Annotated in this window: 17 protein-coding genes and 1 tRNA gene; 6 read left to right on the forward strand and 12 right to left on the reverse strand. The window is 72.5% G+C overall.

The window, feature by feature from the left end; genetic code table 11:
- Positions 1–41 precede the first annotated feature (41 nt).
- The 3 genes from SCATT_RS09900 to SCATT_RS09910 form a co-directional block, all read right to left on the reverse strand.
- Positions 42–944, reverse strand: coding sequence for a coiled-coil domain-containing protein (locus SCATT_RS09900; protein ID WP_014627782.1), 903 nt, complete (start codon positions 942–944; stop codon positions 42–44).
- 85 nt (positions 945–1,029) lie between these two features.
- Positions 1,030–3,174: an SUKH-4 family immunity protein gene (locus SCATT_RS09905; RefSeq protein WP_014627783.1), complete on the reverse strand. Its 2,145-nt coding sequence runs from the start codon at positions 3,172–3,174 to the stop codon at positions 1,030–1,032.
- Between the two features lie 7 nt (positions 3,175–3,181).
- Positions 3,182–4,174 (reverse strand): SMI1/KNR4 family protein, encoded by a 993-nt coding sequence (locus SCATT_RS09910; protein ID WP_014142873.1) that lies wholly within the window; start codon positions 4,172–4,174, stop codon positions 3,182–3,184.
- A gap of 426 nt (positions 4,175–4,600) precedes the next feature.
- Between SCATT_RS09910 and SCATT_RS09915 the strand changes: the two genes are divergently transcribed.
- The gene (locus tag SCATT_RS09915; protein WP_014142874.1) at positions 4,601–5,137 is read left to right on the forward strand and encodes a YwqJ-related putative deaminase; all 537 of its coding nucleotides are present in this window, start codon (positions 4,601–4,603) and stop codon (positions 5,135–5,137) included.
- 7 nt (positions 5,138–5,144) lie between these two features.
- The gene (locus SCATT_RS09920; protein WP_014142875.1) at positions 5,145–5,639 is read left to right on the forward strand and encodes an SUKH-3 domain-containing protein; all 495 of its coding nucleotides are present in this window, start codon (positions 5,145–5,147) and stop codon (positions 5,637–5,639) included.
- A 43-nt stretch (positions 5,640–5,682) separates the two neighbouring features.
- Here SCATT_RS09920 and SCATT_RS09925 read toward each other — a convergent pair whose 3' ends face one another.
- The gene (locus SCATT_RS09925; RefSeq protein ID WP_014142876.1) at positions 5,683–6,993 is read right to left on the reverse strand and encodes a sensor histidine kinase; all 1,311 of its coding nucleotides are present in this window, start codon (positions 6,991–6,993) and stop codon (positions 5,683–5,685) included.
- A gap of 764 nt (positions 6,994–7,757) precedes the next feature.
- Here SCATT_RS09925 and ppc point away from each other — a divergent pair.
- Positions 7,758–10,589 (forward strand): phosphoenolpyruvate carboxylase, encoded by a 2,832-nt coding sequence (gene ppc, locus SCATT_RS09930; protein WP_014142877.1) that lies wholly within the window; start codon positions 7,758–7,760, stop codon positions 10,587–10,589.
- 59 nt (positions 10,590–10,648) lie between these two features.
- Here the strand turns inward: ppc and pth are convergent, their stop codons facing one another.
- The 6 genes from pth to SCATT_RS09960 all read right to left on the reverse strand — a co-directional run bounded on the left by pth (position 10,649) and on the right by SCATT_RS09960 (position 15,567).
- On the reverse strand, positions 10,649–11,236 hold the full coding sequence (pth, locus tag SCATT_RS09935) for an aminoacyl-tRNA hydrolase (protein ID WP_014142878.1): 588 nt from the start codon (positions 11,234–11,236) through the stop codon (positions 10,649–10,651).
- Between the two features lie 77 nt (positions 11,237–11,313).
- Positions 11,314–11,901, reverse strand: coding sequence for a 50S ribosomal protein L25/general stress protein Ctc (locus SCATT_RS09940; RefSeq protein ID WP_014142879.1), 588 nt, complete (start codon positions 11,899–11,901; stop codon positions 11,314–11,316).
- Positions 11,902–12,094: 193 nt separating this feature from the next.
- Positions 12,095–13,075, reverse strand: coding sequence for a ribose-phosphate diphosphokinase (locus tag SCATT_RS09945; protein WP_014142880.1), 981 nt, complete (start codon positions 13,073–13,075; stop codon positions 12,095–12,097).
- A 143-nt stretch (positions 13,076–13,218) separates the two neighbouring features.
- Entirely contained in the window at positions 13,219–14,661 is a 1,443-nt protein-coding gene (gene glmU, locus SCATT_RS09950; protein ID WP_014627786.1) for a bifunctional UDP-N-acetylglucosamine diphosphorylase/glucosamine-1-phosphate N-acetyltransferase GlmU, read from the reverse strand.
- 124 nt (positions 14,662–14,785) lie between these two features.
- Positions 14,786–14,857, reverse strand: a tRNA-Gln gene (locus SCATT_RS09955).
- 29 nt (positions 14,858–14,886) lie between these two features.
- A complete protein-coding gene (locus tag SCATT_RS09960; RefSeq protein ID WP_014627787.1) occupies positions 14,887–15,567 on the reverse strand; it encodes a hypothetical protein in 681 nt (226 codons plus the stop codon).
- A gap of 274 nt (positions 15,568–15,841) precedes the next feature.
- Between SCATT_RS09960 and SCATT_RS09965 the strand changes: the two genes are divergently transcribed.
- The gene (locus SCATT_RS09965) at positions 15,842–16,840 is read left to right on the forward strand and encodes an acyl-CoA desaturase (RefSeq protein ID WP_014142883.1); all 999 of its coding nucleotides are present in this window, start codon (positions 15,842–15,844) and stop codon (positions 16,838–16,840) included.
- Positions 16,840–17,568 (forward strand): TetR/AcrR family transcriptional regulator, encoded by a 729-nt coding sequence (locus SCATT_RS09970; RefSeq protein ID WP_078590872.1) that lies wholly within the window; start codon positions 16,840–16,842, stop codon positions 17,566–17,568. Before SCATT_RS09965 ends, SCATT_RS09970 begins: the two co-directional genes overlap by 1 nt.
- Before the next feature lie 70 nt (positions 17,569–17,638).
- On the opposite strand, the gene SCATT_RS09975 is transcribed toward SCATT_RS09970, so the two are convergent.
- Complete coding sequence (locus SCATT_RS09975) at positions 17,639–18,448, reverse strand: trans-aconitate 2-methyltransferase (RefSeq protein ID WP_014142885.1); 810 nt, start codon at positions 18,446–18,448, stop codon at positions 17,639–17,641.
- Positions 18,449–18,628: 180 nt separating this feature from the next.
- Between SCATT_RS09975 and SCATT_RS09980 the strand changes: the two genes are divergently transcribed.
- The gene (locus tag SCATT_RS09980) at positions 18,629–19,126 is read left to right on the forward strand and encodes a MarR family winged helix-turn-helix transcriptional regulator (RefSeq protein ID WP_014142886.1); all 498 of its coding nucleotides are present in this window, start codon (positions 18,629–18,631) and stop codon (positions 19,124–19,126) included.
- Between the two features lie 21 nt (positions 19,127–19,147).
- Here the strand turns inward: SCATT_RS09980 and SCATT_RS09985 are convergent, their stop codons facing one another.
- Positions 19,148–19,954, reverse strand: coding sequence for a response regulator transcription factor (locus tag SCATT_RS09985; protein ID WP_014142887.1), 807 nt, complete (start codon positions 19,952–19,954; stop codon positions 19,148–19,150).
- Between the last annotated feature and the right edge of the window lie 241 nt (positions 19,955–20,195).

Below are 20,195 nucleotides of genomic sequence, written 5' to 3' on the forward strand. Positions count from 1 at the left end.
CGCGGGGGCCGTGCGACGGGGGCCGGGGTGGGCGGCGGGGGCTACTCGTCGGGGTCGACGGTGCGGCCGGTGAGGGCGGCGAGGCTGGTGCGGACGTGGGCGAGGTGGGAGCGGATCTCGTCGCGCCGGGCCTCGTGCTCGCGGATCTCGCGTTCGCTCTCGCGGTTGACGCGTTCCTCCGCCGCCCGGGCGCGGGCGATCAGTTCGGCGGCGTGCGCGTCGGCCTCGGCCTGCCGCCGGTCGGCGGTGTCCTGGGCGTCGGTGAGGGCCTGCCGGGCCTCGGCGAGCACCTGGTCGGCGCGATCGGAGAGGTCGGCGACCCGGCGCTCGACGGCGGCCTCGGCCTCGGCGCGTTCCCGGTCGAAGGCGGCGTCCCGCTCGCGGTGCGCCCGTTCCTGCTGGGATATGAGCGCGGCGGCCTCCTCGCGCACCGCGGCGAAGGCCCGGTCGGCCTCCTCGCGCACCGCGGTGGCCTCCGCCTCGGCCTCGTGGCGCAGCCCGTCCGCCGCCGCGCCCGCCTCGGCGACGATGCGGGCGGCCTCGTCGTCCGCCTCGGCGCGCCGCTCCGCCGCCGCGCGACGGGCCCGTTCCCGGGTCTCGTGGCCCTCGCGCTCGGCGGTCGCGTACCACTCCTGCGCCTCGCCGTCGGTCCGCTCCCGCAGCCCGGCGGCCTCCTCCTGGGCGAGCCGGAAGATCTGCGCGGCGCGCGCGCCGAGGGTTTCGTACGTGGGCGGGGCCAGCGTCTCGACGGCGGCGCGCAGGGCGGCGGCCTCGGTCTCCAGCTGGCCCGCGAGCTCGGTCAGCGCCGCGACCCGCCGGTGCGCCGCGTCGATCTCCGCCCGCAACGCCGCCAGATAGGCGTCCACCTGCTCGGTACGGTAACCCCGGCCGCCCCGGGCGGTGTCGAAGCCGCTCATCCGCTGCCCCTCGTCTCGTTCGGTCAAACCCCCATCCGTCCTACCCAGGATCGGTCATGACCTGTCCGGACGCCGAGCGGGCCGCCCCGGGTGAGCGGGGCGGCCGGCCGGGTTACAGCAGCCCGTCCCACATCTGCTCCAGCAGCACCGCCCACCAGTGCTCCGGGGAGGCGAGCGCGGCCGGGTCGAGGGCGGCGAGCTGGGCCTGGAAGTCCACCGTCCACCGCCCCGCCTGCTCCGGGGTGAGCCCGACCCGCAGCCGCCACATCCGGCCCAGCAGCGCCAGGCACCGGGTGAAGTCCGGCAACGAGGAGTTGACGAACTGCGCCGGGGACGTCTGCGCCCCGGGGACGGCCTCCAGCGGCACCGCCATGATGTGCGCGGTGCCGTACTGCACGCACAGCTGGCGGCCGTAGTCGTTGCCGATCACCAGGTACGACGAGGCGTCCGGGGCGGACTGCGCCCCGCGCTCCGCCGCGACCTCGGCGAGCGTCGGCACCGGGCGGCCCGGCTGCGCCTGCGCCCAGAAGAACGGCCCGAAGTCCACCGGCAGCCCGGCCCACACCAACGTCTGGGCCACCACGTCCGGCACCCCGGCCCTGGCCACCGCGCGCTGGTCGAAGCGGAAGACGGCCTGCGGGCCGAACGCCTGCGCCAGCTCCTGCCCGATGGCGTCCAGCGGGATCGGCGGTACGCGCTGCACCTGGCCCGGCCCCGGCAGCGGTACGCGCTGCGGACGCGGACGCGCCGGGCCGTCGGCGACCTGCGCCAACTCGCCCTGGTGGGTGAGGAGATGGTGCACGCCCTGCTGGCGCGAGGCGTGGTCGCGGCCGTACGCGGCGGTGTGGCTCACCCGCACCTGCGGCCAGGTCTCCCGCACCATGCGGGCGCAGTAACCGCCCGGCAGGTCGCACGACTCCAGCTCGGTGTGGAGCTCCAGCACCTGCTGCGGCGGCACGTTCAACGTCCGCAGCTCGTGCAGGATCTGCCACTCCGGGTGCGGGGCGCCGGGCGCCGAACGCCGGATGACCTGCTGCTCCGAGCCGTCCGCCGCGCGGTACCGCAGCACCGCCATGTACCCCGGTCCCACCGTCGGCACCTGCTGCGGCGGCTGCGGGAATCCGTACCCGCCGCCGGTCGCGCCGGGCCCGGCGAGCATCGTGGCCGCCGCGTGCGGGCCGCCTCCGGCGGTACCGGAGGCACCCGGCGGGGGCGGCGGCGGAGGCGGCACGCCCGGTCCCCCCGCGGGCGGCGGGGGCGGCACCACCGGACCCGCCAGCATCGTCGCCGCCGCGTGCGGGTCACCACCGGCCGTACGCGACACACCCGCCGGAGGCTGCGGAGGCGCGGCGGGCGGACGCGGCGGCTGGACGGGCGCGTACCCGCCCTCCGGCAGCCGCAGCCAGCCGGGCGGCGGCGTGGCGTGCACGGACGGACCGCTGGGCGGCGGCAGATGGGCGGGCGGCCCGGCGGGGGACGGGGGCTGCGGGGCGGCGGGCGGCGGGCCGGCGACCGGGGACGACGGCGCGGCGGGCGGCGGGGAAGCGGGCGACGGCTCGGCGGACGGGAAGACGCGGTCGCGGCGCATCACCTCGGTCTCGGCCTCGGCCTCGGCGGCAGCCGATGAGGCGGCGGGCGAAGAGCCGGCAGGCGGCGAGGCGGCGACCGGCGGCGCGAGGACGGTGGCGGGGGGCGGGACCGAGGCGGCCTGACGGCCGTCCGTGGCGGCGGCCCCGGCCCAGCCGGGGTCGGCGGGTCCGGCGGGCCGCGACGAGGCGGCGGCGTCCTCGGCGGACTCCCCGCCCGAGGGCGCGTCCTCGGCGGCGGGCTCGGGGGAGGCGGCGGCCGGTTCCTCCTCGGGCTTGCGGCGGCCGTCGGGTATGCCCATCTTGTCCGCCGCGGCCTGGAGCCAGTCCGGCGGGGTGAGCAGGAAGGAGGTGACCTCCAGGTCGACGCGCTTGGGGGGCTCGGGGTCGGCCTCGGCCGGTACGGCACCGGCGGCGCCGTACGCCAGCGTGTACTCCTCGACGATCCGCTCCACCGGCAGCGCCGGCCACAGCGTCGTACCGCCGTCCTCGCGGGCGATGACCAGCCGCGAGCCGCCGCCGTCGGACGTCGGGCCGCCCTCGCGGTCCTCCGCCCACACCACGAAGCCCAGGTCGAACTCGTGCACGCGCACCTGACGCCGTTCGTAGCCGGGCACGTCGCCGTTGACCCATGTCTCGGCGCGTTCCAGCGCCTGCGCCTGCGTGATCACGCGCGGCTCACCCCTCCACCGGGACGGCGTGCGCGAAGCCGCCGTCGACCATCAAGTTCGCCACCGTCTCCAACTCCGGCGGATTTCCCGCGAGTCGCAGCAGGAAGGCGTCGAAATCGGCACCGCACGGCAGCAGCAGGCAGCCGACCCGCTGCTGCGGCGAATCCCACGCGTCGTCGGTGTCCCGCGCGTCGTCGTACGCGCAGAACCACACCGTCCCCACGTCGTCGCCCTTCACCTTCAGCGCCAGCAGGCCGCCTTGGACATACCCGATGCCCAGGTAGTCCTTGGTGAGGTGGTCGCGCAGGCACTTGTTGACGTACCGCAGGTCGTCCACCGCGGCCTCGTCGCGCACGGCGAAGAACGGCTGGTCGATCAGGAGGCCCAGCTCCGGGTCGAGGGCGGCGCCGACCGGGGCGGCGCCCCCCGCGGCCTTGAGGAACGTACGGTAGGCGCCGGGCAGCCGGTAGCCGAGGTCCTCCTCGATCTCCCGGATCCGCCGCTCGTCGGTGCCCTGCGGCCCCCCGTCGGCGGGCACCGCGAAGTGCGCCGGGCGGGACTCCTGCAACGGGCGGGTGCCGCGCTTGGCGTGGTCGGCGGCGGCCGTCGCCAGCCCCCCGTGGTGCCGCAGCAGCGCCTTCACCTCGGCCGGCACCAACTCCAGCCGGCGGGTGCCCACCACGTGGTGCCAGCTCCAGCCGTGCGGGGTGGCCACCGGGGAGAGCAGCCCGGTGAAGAGTTCGTGACCGGCGTGGTGGAGCGCGGCGTTGGCGGACACGTAGTCCGTCAGCCGCAACTCGTCCACCCCGAAGCCCTCCGGCGGCTCGGCGATCTCCGCGGCGGCCCGGGCGTACGGGGAGAAGTCCGGATACCCGTGCTCGTCCACCCGCACGCCCTGCGGGTAACGGGCCGCCCGGACCGGGTCCGGGAAGTGCACGACCTGCCCGGCGTAGGCCGCGTTCGGCGGGGCGGCCGTTGCCCCGAGCCGACCTGTCGTCATGGCGGATGCCCCCTGCTGGATCTGGCGGTAGCTGCGTTCGTCGGGGACATCGACGGCACCGCCGTCGCCACGCCGCGGGCCCCGAACCGGCCACCAGCCTATGGGGTGCCGCAACAGGCCGGACGCGGCAGATCCGGTTGCCCGGTACACCACGGTGATGCCGCTTCACGGTACGGCCGCCCACCCGGGCCGCGCCCGTCCCGACGCCCGTACGGTACCGGGCCCACGGGGCCGTCCGGCGCCCGTTCCACGGCCGTTGCGCAGGCGTTGCGAGGACGTCGCGGGGGCGGCCGGGGAGGCGACGGAATGCCCGGCAGATGGCGAAAAGCGCGTGCCGTACCCCCGCCCGCCTTCCGTACCACGCGTCACATTTGGCAGTCTGGCACCCGCGACGGGGGATGCACGGAGGGAAGCACGGCCTTGCACATGACACGAAAACCGCAGAACGGGCCCATATCCCGGCCACCGGCCGACGACCCGCGACTGCACTGGAGCAGCGGCGGCCAGACGGGCCGGCCGCTCGGCCCGGCGCCCCTGCTGCGCCACCGCCGCGACGGCATACTCCCCGCCGTCGCCGCCGCCCTCTCCGTCCGCGGCGAAACCCTGACCTGCACCGGCAGCAAGGGCGAGACCCCGCCCCAACTCCACCCGCTGGTCGCCGAGTTCCTCGACGCGCTGCCCGTCGCACAACGCGAACGCACCACCGGACGCTGCCCCGAGACCATCCTGGTCTCCCGCTACCTCGCCGACGTCGACGGCCGCCGCAGCAACCGCGCCGCCCGCAAACCGCTCAGCCAGGGCGAGGCCCGCAAGGCCCTCAAGCACGCCAAGGTCACCGCCCGCCGGATCCGCGAGGACGGCGACCCCGAACACGGCAGCTACGCGCCGCCGTGCCGGTCCTGCGCACCGCTGCTCGCGCACTTCGGCGTACGGGCCGTGGACCCGGCCGCGGAGAGGGTGTGACGCCACCGTGCCCTCCGCGAGCAGAACCACCACCCGCTTCCCCGTCGCCGTCGACGCGGCGCTGACCGGCGCGGGATGGCACCCCGGCCGCTGGGACATCAAGCGGGCCGAACAGTGGGCCGACGAACTGCGCGCCCACACCTCACCCGGCGGCCACCGGCACACCGTCTTCCCGGCGGCCGTCGAAGCCTGGGCCGAGTTCGGCGGGCTGACCGTCACCGCCGAGGACACCGAAGGCCAGGAGGTGGCCCCCAGCGGCCTCACCGTCGACCCGCTGCTCGGCCTCCACCTGGCCCGCACCCTCGCCGACCTCGGCCGCGCCCTCGACACCCAGGTCTGCCCGCTCGGCGCCCAGACCGACGGCCAGGCCCACCTCGCCATCGACGCCGAAGGACGCGTCTACGCCATCGACCACACCGGCGACTGGTACCTGGGCGACACCATCGACCAGGCGCTGACCACCCTGGTCACCGGGGTCCGCCCGGTACGGCTGACCCCCTGAACCGGCCGCCCTCCGGCGGGCCGCACCGCCGCGAGGGCACCGTTCACTCCGCCCGCGCCGGGATCACCGCCGAGACCCGGAAGCCGCCGGAACGGCTGGGACCCGCCACGAAACCACCGCCCAGCGCGGTGACCCGTTCCTTCATGCCGACCAGCCCGTTGCCGCCGCTGGGCAGCCCCGCCGAGGGCTCCCCGGCCGGCGGACCGTTCTCCACCAGCACCGCGATCTCCTCGGCACGGTAGGCCACCCGCACCAGCGTCTGCGCCCCGACGGCGTGCTTGTGGACGTTGGTCAGCGCCTCCTGGACGACCCGGTAGGCCGTCCGCTCCACCGGGGCCGCCAACGGCCTGCGATCCCCCTCCTCGGAGAGGCTCACCGCCATCCCCGCCGCCCGCGACTCCTCCACCAGCACACCGAGCTGCGCCAGCGACGGCTGCGGCCCGGACGGCTCCTGCCCCGCGCCGTCGTCCACGGTGCCGGGCCCGACCGGCGCCGCGGGCCCGGCCGGCTCCCCGGTCCGCAACACCCCCAGCATCTGCCGCAGCTCCCCCAACGCCTGCCGGCCCAGATCCCCCAGCAACTCGGCGCTCCTGACCGCGCGCTCCGGGTCACGGACGGCCACGGAACGCAACGCCGCGGCGTGCACCACCATCAGGCTCACCCGGTGCGCCACCACGTCGTGCATCTCCCGGGCGATCCGGGTCCGCTCCTCGATCCTGGCCCGCTCGGCCCGCTCCCCCGCCTTCTCCGCCAGCAGCGCCAGCTCCCGCTCCAGGTCGTCCGCGCGCTCCCGCAACGTCTCCACCAACCGCCGCCGCGCCCCCACGTACAGCCCCAGCAGCACCGGCGGCACCGTCAGCCCGATCGCCACCAGCACCAGGAACGCCATCCCCATCCAGGACGGCGTCGCGTACCCGCTGCGGCCCCCGTCGCGGTGCATCTCCACGAACGTGACCAGCAGCGTCCCCCCGATCGTCATCGACACCAGCGCGCCGACCACCCGCCGCGGCACGTCGGAGGCGGCCAGCGTGTACAACGACACCACCCCCAGCACCAGCCCCATCTGCGCCGGGGTCACCGCCAGCGAGATCAGCACCACCGCCACCGGCCAGCGCCGCCGCACCACCAGCGTCGCCCCCACCGCCAGCCCGAACACCACGCCCAGCACCGCCGGCAGCCCCCGGCCGGCCATGAAGAACGCGCCCTCGGCGGCGCACTCGGCGGCGGAGACCGCGGCGAGCGTCGCGTCCAACGCGAACGACCGCCGCCGGCCCCACCACCACGGCCCCGACCGCGCGGCCCCACCGCCGCCTCCGCCCGGCACCGCCACCCGCCTGCCCCCCGTCGTCGTCATACCGCCACCCTAAAACGCCGGTTCGCTCGCGCTGGCGGTCAGCGGGTTCGCTCGCGCTGGCGGTCAGCGGGTTCGCTCGCGCTGGCGGTCAGCCATTACGTGGTGGCCGGTTCGCCCGTTTCAGGGTGCCGGGTGGCCCCGTTCGCCCCTGTCCGGTGGGGGGTGGGGGTGGGTTTTGGTTTGGTTCGGCACCGGGGGCTTCGCCTACTGCCGGTACGGGGTCGGGGGCGCGCCGGGGGTGACTCCTCGCTCCAGGTTTCGTCGTCGGCTTTCCCCCGCCCCGCTGGGTCGCTGCGGGGACACCCCCGGCACACCCCCTTGTGCCGTCGTGCGGGTGCCTCTCTTCGCGGGTGGGGGTGAGTGAGGAGGTTGGGGTGACCCCGGTCTTTTTCTCACCCCCTCCGTGCCGCAGCGCGGAACGATGCGGAACGGGGGCGTGCAGGGGTGTCCCCGCAGCGACCCAGCAACCGGAGCCCAGCCTTGGCGGATACGGGGAGCGAGGAGTCACCCCGGAGGGCCCCCGGAAACCCAGGAAGACAGTGCACACCCCGCACTGTACGAACACAGCCACGGGTGGGCGGGGGGAAACATCCGTGACCTCAGCGACGACGAAAGGGAAACGGGCGAACCCCGAGGAGGTAATGGCTGACCGCCAGCGCGAGCGAACCCGCTGGGCGACGAGGCAGGCGGACGGACACATATCCTGGGGCCGTCGGACAGCGCGGTCCGCGTCATCAGCCGTTCCACCGCAAGGAGCCGCACCAGTGAGCAGCGCCGACAACTTCCCCTCCGCCACCGACCCCGCGACGTCCGGTCGCCCCGGCGGCCCCGCCGGCCAGAGCGTCCCCGCCGCGCCCGGCGAACCCACCCCGCCGAGCGAGCGCAGCGAAAACCGTGCCATGCGCGCCGACATCCGCCGCCTCGGCGAACTCCTCGGCGAAACCCTCGTCCGCCAGGAAGGCCACGACCTGCTGGACCTGGTCGAACGCGTCCGGGCGCTCACCCGCAGCGACGGCGAGGCCGCCGCGCGGCTGCTGGGCGAGACCGACCTGGCCACCGCCACCAAGCTGGTGCGGGCCTTCTCCACCTACTTCCACCTGGCCAACATCACCGAGCAGGTGCACCGCGGCCGGGAGCTGCGGGCCCGCCGGGCCAGTGAGGGCGGGCTCCTGACCCGTACCGCCGACCAGCTCAAGGACGCCGACCCCGAACACCTGCGGCAGACCGTGGCCCACCTCAACGTCCGCCCGGTCTTCACCGCCCACCCCACCGAGGCCGCCCGCCGCAGCGTCCTCAACAAGCTGCGGCGCATCGCCGAACTCCTCGACACCCCCACCGGGGCCGGCGACGGCGACCGGCGCCGGCGCGACCTGCGGCTCGCCGAGAACATCGACCTGCTGTGGCAGACCGACGAGCTGCGGGTCGCCCGTCCCGAACCCGCCGACGAGGCCCGCAACGCCATCTACTACCTCGACGAACTCCACCAGGGCGCCGCCGCCGACGTCCTGGAGGACCTCGCCGCCGAACTGGAACGCATCGGCTGCCCGCTGCCGCCCGGCACCCGCCCGCTCACCTTCGGCACCTGGATCGGCGGCGACCGCGACGGCAACCCCAACGTCACCCCCGCCGTCACCTGGGAGGTCCTCCTCCTCCAGCACGAGCACGGCATCAACGACGTGCTGGAGGTCGTCGACGTCCTGCGCGGCGCCCTGTCCAACTCCATCCGCAACAGCGGCGCCAGCCAGGAACTCCTCGACTCCCTCGCCGCCGACCTGGACAACCTCCCGGAGATCAGCCCCCGCTACAAGCGGCTCAACGCCGAGGAACCGTACCGGCTCAAGGCCACCTGCGTACGCCAGAAGCTCGTCAACACCCGCGAACGCCTCGCCGCCGGCACCCCGCACGTACCCGGCCGCGACTACCTGGGCACCGGCGAACTCCTGCGCGACCTCACCCTCCTCCAGGACTCGCTGCGCGCCAACCGCGGCACCCTGATCGCCGACGGCCGCCTGGACCGGGCGATCCGCACCATCACCGCGTTCGGCCTGCAACTGGCCACCATGGACGTCCGCGAACACGCCGAGGCCCACCACCACGCGCTCGGCCAGCTCTTCGACCGGCTCGGCGAGGAATCCTGGCGCTACGCCGACATGCCGCGCGAATACCGGCGCAAGCTGCTCGCCAAGGAACTGCGCTCCCGCCGCCCGCTGTCCGGCTCCCCCGCCCCGCTCGACGAACGCGGCGCCAAGACCCTGGGCGTCTTCCACACCATCCGCGACGCCTTCGCCCGGTTCGGCCCCGAGGTCGTGGAGTCCTACATCATCTCCATGTGCCAGGGCGCCGACGACGTCTTCGCCGCCGCCGTCCTCGCCCGCGAGGCCGGACTGGTCGACCTGCACGCCGGCATCGCCCAGATCGGCATCGTCCCGCTGCTGGAGACCACCGAGGAACTCCAGCAGGCCGACCGCATCCTCGACGAGATGCTCGCCGACCCCTCCTACCGCCGGCTCGTCTCACTGCGCGGCGACGTCCAGGAGGTCATGCTCGGCTACTCCGACTCCTCCAAGTTCGGCGGCATCACCACCTCGCAGTGGGAGATCCACCGCGCCCAGCGCCGGCTGCGCGACGTCGCCCACCGCTACGGGGTACGGCTGCGCCTCTTCCACGGCCGCGGCGGCACCGTCGGCCGGGGCGGCGGCCCCACCCACGAGGCCATCCTCTCCCAGCCGTGGGGCACCCTCGAAGGCGAGATCAAGGTCACCGAACAGGGCGAGGTCATCTCCGACAAGTACCTCATCCCCTCCCTCGCCCGGGAGAACCTGGAACTCACCGTGGCCGCCACCCTCCAGGCGTCCGCGCTGCACACCTCACCCCGCCAGCCGGAAGAGGCCCTCGCCCGCTGGGACGCCACCATGGAACAGGTCTCCCAGGCCGCCCACACCGCCTACCGCCGGCTCGTCGAGGACCCCGACCTGCCCGCCTACTTCTTCGCCTCCACCCCCGTCGACCAGCTCGCCGACCTCCACCTCGGCTCCCGCCCCTCCCGCCGCCCCGACTCCGGCGCCGGACTCGACGGACTGCGCGCCATCCCGTGGGTCTTCGGCTGGACCCAGTCCCGGCAGATCGTCCCCGGCTGGTACGGGGTCGGCTCCGGACTGAAGGCCGCCCGCGAGGCCGGACTCGACGACGTGCTCGACGAGATGCACACCAAGTGGCACTTCTTCCGCAACTTCCTGTCCAACGTCGAGATGACACTGGCCAAGACCGACCTGCGGATCGCCCGCCACTACGTCGACACCCTCGTCCCCGACCACCTGCGCCACGTCTTCGACACCATCGAGGCCGAACACGACCTGACCGTCCGCGAAGTACTGCGCATCACCGGCGAGGCCGAACTCCTCGACGCCAGCCCCGTACTCAAGCAGACCTTCCACGTCCGCGACGCCTACCTCGACCCGATCTCCTACCTCCAGGTCGCCCTGCTGCACCGGCAGCGCCAGGCCGCCGCCGAAGGCACCGAAGCCGACCCGCAGCTCGCCCGCGCCCTGCTGCTCACCGTCAACGGGGTCGCCGCCGGCCTGCGCAACACCGGCTGACCACCCGCACGACGGCGGCCGGGCGGTGGACCTCACCGCCCGGCCGCCGTCCCGCGCGATCAGCTGTTGTACGTGCTCTGCGCCCGCTCCAGGCCCTCCGCGATCAACGCCTCCACCGCGTCCGCCGCCCGGTCCACGAACCAGTCCAGCTCCTTGCGCTCGGCCGACGAGAAGTCCTTGAGCACGAAGGAGGCCACCTCCATCCGCCCCGGCGGCCGGCCGATACCGCACCGCACCCGCAGATACTCCGGCCCCAGCGCCTTGGTGATCGACTTCAGCCCGTTGTGGCCGTTGTCGCCGCCACCCCTCTTCAACCGCAGCGTCGCATACCCGATGTCCAGCTCGTCATGGACCGCGACGAGGTTGGCCACCGGCACCTTGTAGAAGTCCCGCAGCGCCGTCACCGGCCCGCCCGAGGTGTTCATGTACGTCATCGGCTTGGCCAGCACCACCCGCTGCCCGGCGATCCGCCCCTCCACCACCTGCGCCCGGCTCCTGTGGGACTTGAACCGCCCGCCGATCCGCTCCGCCAGCAGGTCCACCACCATGAACCCGATGTTGTGCCGGTTCCCGGCGTACTCCGGCCCGGGGTTGCCCAACCCCGCCACCAGCCACGGCCCCGCCGGGGCGCCTTCCGCTGCGCTCATGCTCATGCCGTCCATTCAAACGAACGCCGTCCCGCTCCGGAGCACGGAACGGGACGGCGAACGGGGAAAACTTCTCGTCAGCCCTCAGCGCCCTCGGCGCCCTCGCCCTCGGCGGCCGGAGCCTCGGCCTGGGCGGCGACGATCTGGAGGACCACCGCGTCCTCCTCGACGGCCAGCGTGGAACCCTTCGGCAGCGCGATGTCCTTGGCGTGCACCGCGTCACCCGCGGACAGACCCTGCACCGAGACGGTCACCGACTCCGGCAGGTGGGTGGCCTCCGCCTCGATCGGCAGCGCGTTGAGAATGTGCTCGATCAGGTTGCCGCCCGGCGCCAGGTCACCCTCGACGTGCACCGGAACCTCGACCGTGACCTTCTCGCCACGCTTGACCTGAAGCAGGTCCACGTGCTCCAGGAAGCCCTTGATCGGGTCCTTCTGCACGGCCTTGGGGATGACCAGCTCGGTCTTGCCCGCGACGTCCAGGCTGATCAGCACGTTGGAGTTCTTCAGCGCCAGCATCAGCTCGTGACCCGGCAGCGACACGTGCACCGGCTCGGCACCGTGACCGTAGATGACACCGGGGACCTTGCCCTCGCGGCGGATGCGGCGCGCGGCGCCCTTACCGAAGTCCGCACGCGCTTCAGCGGCGATCTTGACCTCAGCCATGTCAAGCCTCCTCGTGGATGAGACGGATGGAAAAACTGCCGCTCGGTCCACGACGGACCTGCCTCGAAAGCCGAAAGCGCGTCGATAACGGAGCACCACCACCGCCGGAACGACAGCGGCCTCCCTCGCCGAGCAACTCAAGGAGTCTACCCGGCGGGGAGGCCACCGCAGAAATCGGCCCGAGGCCGCAGGCTCAGTGCGCCACGCCGTCGAACAGGCTGGTCACCGAACCGTCCTCGAAGACCTCACGGATCGCGCTGGCGATCATCGGCGCCATCGACAGCACCGTGATCTTGTCCAGCTCCAGCTCACCCGGGGTCGGCAGGGTGTTGGTGAAGATGAACTCACTCACCTTCGAGTTCTTCAGCCGGTCCGCCGCCGGACCCGAGAGCACACCGTGCGTCGCCGCCACGATCACGTCCTCCGCACCGTTGGCGAAGAGCGCGTCGGCCGCCGCACAGATCGTGCCACCGGTGTCGATCATGTCGTCCACCAGCACACACACCCGGCCACGCACGTCACCCACGACCTCGTGCACCGTCACCTGGTTGGCCACGTCCGGGTCACGCCGCTTGTGCACGATCGCCAGCGGGGCACCGAGCCGGTCGCACCAGTTGTCGGCCACCCGCACCCGGCCCGCGTCCGGCGAGACGATCGTCAGCTTGGTGCGGTCCACCTTGGTGCCCACGTAGTCCGCCAGCACCGGCAGCGCGATCAGATGGTCCACCGGACCGTCGAAGAACCCCTGGATCTGCGAGGTGTGCAGATCCACCGCCAACAGCCGGTCGGCACCCGCCGTCTTGAACAGGTCCGCCATCAGCCGCGCCGAGATCGGCTCCCGGCCACGGTGCTTCTTGTCCTGCCGCGCGTAACCGTAGAACGGCACGATCACGGTGATGCGCTTCGCGGAGGCCCGCTTCAGCGCATCGATCATGATCAGCTGCTCCATGATCCACTTGTTGATCGGAGCGGTGTGGCTCTGGATGACGAAGGCGTCACAGCCCCGCGCCGACTCCTCGAACCGCACGTAGATCTCGCCGTTCGCGAAGTCGAAGGCCTTGGTCGGCACCAGCTCGACACCGAGCTGGTGCGCCACCTCCTCCGCCAGCTCGGGGTGGGCGCGGCCGGAGAAGAGCATCAACTTCTTCTCACCGGTCGTCTTGATCCCGGTCACTGCACCGTCTCCTTGATGACTTTCGACTGGTGTTCGACACAGCTTCGCCCAGAGGTCGGCGAGCTGGCGGAATTGTGTGCACCTCACACGGTACGCCCCGTCCAGGCGCACGGGTACCCGCGGGACGCCCGCGAGCGGGCCCGCTACTCGCCCTGCTCGGCGCGTTCGGCGGCCTGCGCGGCGGCACTCCCGGGACGCTTGCGGACCACCCAGCCCTCGATATTCCGCTGCTGGCCACGGGCGACGGCCAGCGAACCGGCCGGCACGTCCTTGGTGATCACCGAACCGGCCGCGGTGTAGACGCCGTCCCCGACTGTGACAGGAGCCACGAACATGTTGTCGGCGCCGGTACGGCAGTAGCTACCCACCGTGCTGTGGTGCTTGCGCTCACCGTCGTAGTTCACGAAGACACTGGCCGCGCCGATGTTGGTGTGCTCACCGATGGTGGCATCGCCCACGTAGCTCAGGTGCGGCACCTTGGAACCCTCGCCCACCTGCGCGTTCTTCATCTCCACATAGGTTCCCGCCTTGGCCTTGCGGCCCAGCCGCGTCCCCGGACGCAGATACGCGTACGGACCCACGCTCGCCTCCGGGCCGATCTCGGCACCCTCGGCCACCGAGAACGTCACCCGGGCACCCGCGCCCACCAGGGTGTCGGTGAGCGTGGAGTTGGGGCCCACCTCGGCACCGGACTCCAGCCGCGTGGTGCCGTGCAGCTGGGTGCCGGGGTGCACCACGGTGTCCGGCGCGAACTCCACGGTGGCGTCGACCCAGGTGGTCGCCGGGTCCACCACCGTGGTGCCGGCCAGCATCGCCGCGTGCAGCAGCCGCTCGTTGAGATCCCTGCGCGCCTGCGCCAGCTGCACCCGGTTGTTGATCCCGGCGATCTCCCGGTGGTCGGCGGCCATCGAGGCACCCACCCGGTGCCCGGCCAGCCGCAGGATCTCCAAGGTGTCGGTGAGGTACTCCTCACCCTGCGCGTTGTTGCGGGTGATCTTGCCCAGCGCCTCGGTGAGCAGCTTGGCGTCGTAGGCGAAGACACCGGAGTTGATCTCGGCGATGCGGCGCTGCTCGTCGGTGGCGTCCTTCTGCTCGACGATCGCGGAGACCGAGCCGTCGGCGGCGCGCACGATGCGGCCGTAACCGGTGGGGTCGGGCACCTCGGCGGTGAGCACGGTCACCGCGTTGCCGTCGCGTTCGTGGGCCGCGGCCAGCTCGCGCAGCGTCTCCGCGGTGAGCAGCGGGGTGTCGCCACAGGTGACCAGGACGGTGCCGGTGAGGTCGACGTCGTCGTCGGCGAGCGACTCCAGGGCGGTGCGCACGGCGTGCCCGGTGCCGGCCTGCTCCAGCTGTACGGCGGTACGCACCCGCGGGTCGAACGCGGCCAGGTGCGCGGTGACCTGGCCGCGGCCGTGGCCGACGACCACCACGAGGTGTTCCGGCTCCAGTTCGCGGGCGGCGGCGACGACGTGTCCGACGAGGGAACGACCGCAGATCTGGTGCAGGACCTTGGGGGTGGCCGACTTCATGCGGGTGCCCTCACCCGCGGCGAGGACGACGACGGCAGCCGGACGAATGGGGCTCACGTGGAGGCTCCTCGGCGCGTTCGGGGGTTCGGGCGATGGACACCCGCAGGATACCGAGGGGTAGGGGAGGTGACATGCGGGGCGGCCCTGACCGGGTGGCCAGGGCCGCGATTCGAACTTCAAGCTCCCCCGCCAGGACTCGAACCTGGAATTACCGGACCAAAACCGGCAGTGTTGCCAATTACACCACAGGGGATAGCAAATGCCGCCAAAACGGACATCCGCTCAGGGTTGCGACCCGGCTGCCACCACTATGCCGTACCACCAGCCCTCAATGCGACGGTACAGGTCAGCACTTCGCAACACCTTGACCGCAAGGCACCCGTGATAGCCCTCCCCCACGTTCTTCCGGACGGTCTTGGGGTTGTGTCTCTTCAGCGTCGTCTTCCCGAAGGAGTCCGGACCGCAGTCCACGACTTCACGCCAGAACCGCTCGGCTGTCGTGACGTCGGCACGCTCATGGATCATGAGCGCGAAACGCCAGCGGTCCCGGCCGACCCCCAGCAGCTCCAGCCACGCGAGGAAGACCCGGATCATGTCGGGGTCACTGTTGACGAAGATCACCCGCTCACTGGGGCGATGCGGTTTGCTCTTCGCACCTTCCGACCAGTACAGCCCCACCCCCACCAGGAACAGCTCACGGTCGGACATCCGGCCGATCTCCCCCGCCGCACGGAACTTCGCCCGCTGGCGCTCCAGCGCCCGTCGGCGGCGGACCGGCTCCCAGCGGGCCTCGGCCATGCGTCGGCAGTGCTCCCGCGACGCCGCCGGTCTCGGCAGGTCCCTCACCCACAGCGACACCGAACTCTTACTCACCCCCAGTTCGCTCACGATCTCGTCGTACGTCTTTCCCGCGGCGCGCAACTCGCGTGCTTTGCCTTGTAGTTCGCGTTTGGCCTGAACCATGCTCCGAGGATGCGCTCGAACTGTTGCGTTACTCCAGAGGTACGAGCGTCGATCACCTGAACGAGTGCTTCTGGTCGGGAGGGCGTGACCTTTCACCTGGACGGCCCGGAGGAACTTTTCCGGTGACGCCCTTGAAGCGGGGCGCGGGCGGGCAGATACCCCTGCGGCAGTCCCGCGCGCGGCGCTGGGCCGGGCGGGGTAAGGGCTGCCATACTTACGTTTCCGTAGGTTACGGTTCCGTAGCCGTAGCCGTTACGTACTCCGAGGGACGTCTATGACCACACAGCCGGACGTGATCACCGAGTCCCGGGAGCCCGGGGCCCGTCCAGCGCGGGAGGGCTCCGAGCTGCCGCTCGCCACGCTGGGCGGGGACAACAAGCGCTCCATCGAGCAGATCACCTTGGCGCTGTTCATCGGGGTGCCGTTCGCGGCGCTGGTGGCGGCGATCCCGATCGCCTGGGGCTGGGGGATGTCCTGGCTGGACCTCGGGCTGATGGTGGGGATGTACTTCCTGGGCTGCCACGGGATCACGGTGGGCTTCCACCGGTACTTCACGCACGGCTCGTTCAAGGCCAAGCGGCCGTTGCGGATCGCGCTGGCGATCGCCGGTTCGCTGGCGGTGGAGGGGCCGGTCGTGCGGTGGGTGGCCGACCACCGCAAGCACCACAAGTTCTCCGACGCCGAGGGCGACCCGCATTCGCCGTGGCGGTACGGCGAGACGGTCCCGGCGCTGCTGAAGGGGTTGTGGTGGGCCCACATGGGCTGGATGTTCGACGAGGAGCAGACGCCGCAGCACAAGTACGCGCCGGATCTGATCAAGGACCCGGCGATCCGCCGGATCTCGCGGCAGTTCGTGATGTGGACCGTCATCTCGCTGCTGTTCCCGGCGCTGGTCGGGGGGTTGGCGACGATGAGCTGGCAGGGCGCGTTGTCGGCGTTCTTCTGGGGCTCGCTGGTGCGGGTGGCGCTGCTGCACCACGTGACGTGGTCGATCAACTCGATCTGCCACGCGGTGGGCAAGCGTCCGTTCCGGTCGCGGGACCGGTCGGGGAACGTGTGGTGGCTGGCGGTGCTGTCGTGCGGTGAGTCCTGGCACAACCTGCATCACGCGGATCCGACGTCGGCGCGTCACGGGGTGCTGCGGGGTCAGGTGGATTCGAGTGCGCGGATCATCCGGTGGTTCGAGAAGCTGGGCTGGGCGAGCGATGTGCGCTGGCCGAGCCGGGAGCGGATCGCCGCCCGGCGTAAGGAAGATGTCGCCAAGGCGGCATGATGAGGGGCGTGGGGAACGACGGCAGTGCTGATGGCGCGGGTGCGACGAGGACCGTGGACGGGGGTTCCGGGCGCGGTTCGTCGTCGTCCGGCGCTGCGGCGGGCCGTCGTACCCGGCGCGTGCGGATGACGGGCAAGGAGCGGCGGGAGCAGCTGCTGGACGTGGGGCGGGCGCTCTTCGCCGAGCGGGGTTTCGAGGGCACGTCGGTGGAGGAGATCGCGCATCACGCGGGGGTTTCCAAGCCGGTGGTGTATGAGCACTTCGGTGGCAAGGAGGGGTTGTACGCGGTCGTGGTCGACCGGGAGATGCGGTCGTTGCTGGAGATGGTGACGAGTGCGTTGACCGGGGGTCATCCGCGGGAGCTGCTGGAGCAGGCGGCGTTCGCGTTGCTGGATTACATCGAGCAGTCGACGGACGGTTTCCGGATTCTGGTGCGTGATTCGCCGGTGGCGCAGTCGACGGGGACGTTCGCGTCGTTGATCAGTGATATCGCCACGCAGGTCGAGGACATTCTGGGGCTGGAGTTCAAGCAGCGGGGTTTCGATCCGAAGCTGGCGCCGATGTACGCGCAGGCGCTGGTGGGGATGGTGGCGTTGACGGGTCAGTGGTGGTTGGACGTGCGGTCGCCGCAGAAGGCGGATGTGGCGGCGCATCTGGTGAATCTGGCGTGGAACGGGTTGTCAGGGCTTGAGCCGAGGCCGCGGTTGATAGGGCATCGCAAGAGCTGACCGGTGGTGTGGTGGCCCCGGGGCCGGGACGGTTCGCCGTCGCGGTCCCGGGGTTTTGGTGTGGGTGGGGTCAGTGGCGTTTGGTGGCGACGGCGAAGACGCGGCGGAAGGGGAATACGGTGCCGCGGGGGCCGCCGGGGTATGCCTTGCGGAGGAGGTCGCGGTATTGGGCGAGGAATTCCTCGCGGGCGTCGGGGTCGTCGGCGAGTGCGGTGAGGATGGGGCGTAGCGCGGTGCCCTTGGTCCAGTCGAGCACCGGGTCGTCGCCGGGCAGGAGTTGGACGTAGGTGGTTTCCCAGGTGTCGACGGCGCAGTCGAGTCCGTCGAGGAGTTCGAGGTAGCCGGCGGGGTCGAGGATGTGGACGTAGTCGCGGCCGTGGCCGGTGAGGCGGTGGCGCCATTCGGGGCTTTCGCACAGTTCGGCGAGGAGGCCGTGGCTGGGGGCGGTGAAGTTGCCGGGGACCTGGAGGGCGAAGGTGCCGCCGGGGGCGAGGTGGTCGATCCAGCCGGGGATGAGGTCGGGGTGGTTGGGGACCCATTGGAGGGCGGCGTTGGAGACGATGAGGTGGTGGGTGGTGGTGGGGGTCCAGGTGGCGGCGTCGGCGTGGTGGAAGGTGAGGGTGCCGCCGCCGGGGGTGGGTCCGGCGTGGCGGGCGGCGGTGGCGAGCATGTCGGGGGAGTTGTCGTAGCCGGTGATGTCGGCGGTGGGCCAGCGGTCGGCGAGCAGGGCGGTGACGTTGCCGGGGCCGCAGCCGAGGTCGGCTATGCGGGGGCGGTCGGCGGGTAGGGCGGGGACGCGGGCGAGGAGGTCGTGGAAGGGGCGGGTGCGGGGGGTGGCGTGGCGGAGGTATTGCTGTGGATCCCAGGTCGGCTGTTGCATGCGGATCCCCTTTGCTGAGGTGCGTGCGCTTGTCCTGCGGGGTGTTGGGGTGGTGCGGGGGTGGGGCGTCGGGTGGTTGGGGCGTCCGGGGCCTCGTGGCCGAGATTGCCCATGCGTCCCGCCCTCCAATCTCTTGACATGAAGAGACTTCACGTCGACACAACCACTACACTGATCGGTATGGAGGACGAGGTCGACCGGTTGGTGGCTGCGTGGCGTCGCGAGCGCCCTGACCTCGACGTGGAGCCGCTGGAGGTGCTGAGCCGGGTGAGCCGGCTCGCCCGTCATCTGGACCGGGCGCGGCGGCTGGCCTTCTCCGAGCACGCGCTGGAGCCGTGGGAGTTCGACGTGCTGACCTCGTTGCGCCGGGCGGGGCTGCCGTATCAGCTGTCGCCGGGGCAGTTGCTGACCCAGACGTTGGTGACCTCCGGGACGATGACCAACCGTATCGACCGGTTGGCGAAGAAGGGGCTGGTGGAGCGGTTGCCGGACCCCAGTGACCGGCGTGGGGTGCTGGTGCGGCTGACGGACGAGGGGCGGGACCGGGCGGATCAGGCGCTGGCGGGGCTGCTGGCGCAGGAGCGGGCGATCCTGGCGGGGCTGTCGGCGCAGGAGCGGGCGGCGCTGGCGGCGTTGCTGCGGCGGTTGACGGCGCCGTTCGACAACGTTCCGGGCTGACCGGGTGCGCCGGTCGGCGGGTCAGGCGGGGGTGCCGGTGCGGGCGGGGGTGGGCGGGTCGGCGGGGCCGACGCCGGCCCGGCGGGCGAGGGCGACGGCGGCGAGGGTGGAGTGGACGCCGAGTTTGCCCAGGACGTTCTGCATGTGGGTGCGGACGGTGTGCGGGGAGAGGTAGAGGCGTTCGGCGACGGCTTTGCGGCCGAGGCCGGCGACCATGCAGCGCAGGACCTCGCGTTCGCGGGGGGTGAGCGATTCCACCAGGCGTTCGCTTTCGGTGCGGTGTCTGCGGGCGGCGGTGAGTTCCCGTAGGACGCCGGTGAGCAGGGCGGGGGGTACGTGGGTCTCGTCGCGCAGGACGCCGCGGATGACGGTGAGCAGGCGGGCGAGGGAGCTGTCCTTGGCGACCCAGCCGCCGGCGCCGGCCTGGAGGGCGCGGGCGGCGCGGTGGGCGTCGTCGCGGCCGGCGAGGACGATGCTGCGGGTGCCGGGGTGTTCGCTGCGGACCCGTTCGACCAGGGCTATGCCGTCGTCGGTGGTGCCGGGGGGTGCGGGGACGGGGTCGGGGCGGCGGGGGATGGCGTCGGGGGTGCGGGCGGTGGGGAGTTGGACGGGGGGCCGGGGTGCGGTGGGGCCGGTGCCGAGGTCGGCGTCGACGAGGAGGACGTCGTAGCGGCGGCCGTCGGCGGTGGCGCGTTCCAGGCAGCGGGTGGCGGCGGTGGCGCTGACGGCGGCGCAGACGTCGACGTCGGGTTCGGCGGCGAGGGCGGCGGCGAGTGATTCGGCGAAGATGCGGTGGTCGTCGACCACGAGTACGCGGATCCGGGCCACGTGATCACGCTCCCCCACTGGACGGATGACGGGTGGTGGCGGGCGTTTCCGCCCGGCAGCCGTGCGACCCGTGTCGCGCGGTGCGGGTACCCCTTCGTGCGTGCGGTACGCGCGGGGCGCCCCCTGGGCCGGTGCCGGCCTCCCCCGCCGGCGCCTTGGGAACGAGAGTAGGGGCAGGCGCTGACAGGGGGGACCGGATTGGCCAACTCGTGGCCGTGGGTGGGGTGTTGCGGCGGGGCTG

It is taken from the genome of Streptantibioticus cattleyicolor NRRL 8057 = DSM 46488 (genome assembly GCF_000240165.1).
GTDB classification, from domain to species: Bacteria; Actinomycetota; Actinomycetes; order Streptomycetales; family Streptomycetaceae; genus Streptantibioticus; species Streptantibioticus cattleyicolor.

Bases quoted from the DNA above. Each gene is read 5' to 3' on its own strand.
- SCATT_RS09910 (WP_014142873.1), bottom strand. From the start codon at position 4,174: ATGACGACAGGTCGGCTCGGGGCAACGGCCGCCCCGCCGAACGCGGCC.
- SCATT_RS09915 (WP_014142874.1), top strand. From the start codon at position 4,601: ATGACACGAAAACCGCAGAACGGGCCCATATCCCGGCCACCGGCCGAC.
- SCATT_RS09925 (WP_014142876.1), bottom strand. From the start codon at position 6,993: ATGACGACGACGGGGGGCAGGCGGGTGGCGGTGCCGGGCGGAGGCGGC.
- pth (WP_014142878.1), bottom strand. From the start codon at position 11,236: ATGAGCGCAGCGGAAGGCGCCCCGGCGGGGCCGTGGCTGGTGGCGGGG.
- SCATT_RS09940 (WP_014142879.1), bottom strand. From the start codon at position 11,901: ATGGCTGAGGTCAAGATCGCCGCTGAAGCGCGTGCGGACTTCGGTAAG.
- SCATT_RS09960 (WP_014627787.1), bottom strand. From the start codon at position 15,567: ATGGTTCAGGCCAAACGCGAACTACAAGGCAAAGCACGCGAGTTGCGC.
- SCATT_RS09965 (WP_014142883.1), top strand. From the start codon at position 15,842: ATGACCACACAGCCGGACGTGATCACCGAGTCCCGGGAGCCCGGGGCC.
- SCATT_RS09970 (WP_078590872.1), top strand. From the start codon at position 16,840: ATGAGGGGCGTGGGGAACGACGGCAGTGCTGATGGCGCGGGTGCGACG.
- SCATT_RS09975 (WP_014142885.1), bottom strand. From the start codon at position 18,448: ATGCAACAGCCGACCTGGGATCCACAGCAATACCTCCGCCACGCCACC.
- SCATT_RS09980 (WP_014142886.1), top strand. From the start codon at position 18,629: ATGGAGGACGAGGTCGACCGGTTGGTGGCTGCGTGGCGTCGCGAGCGC.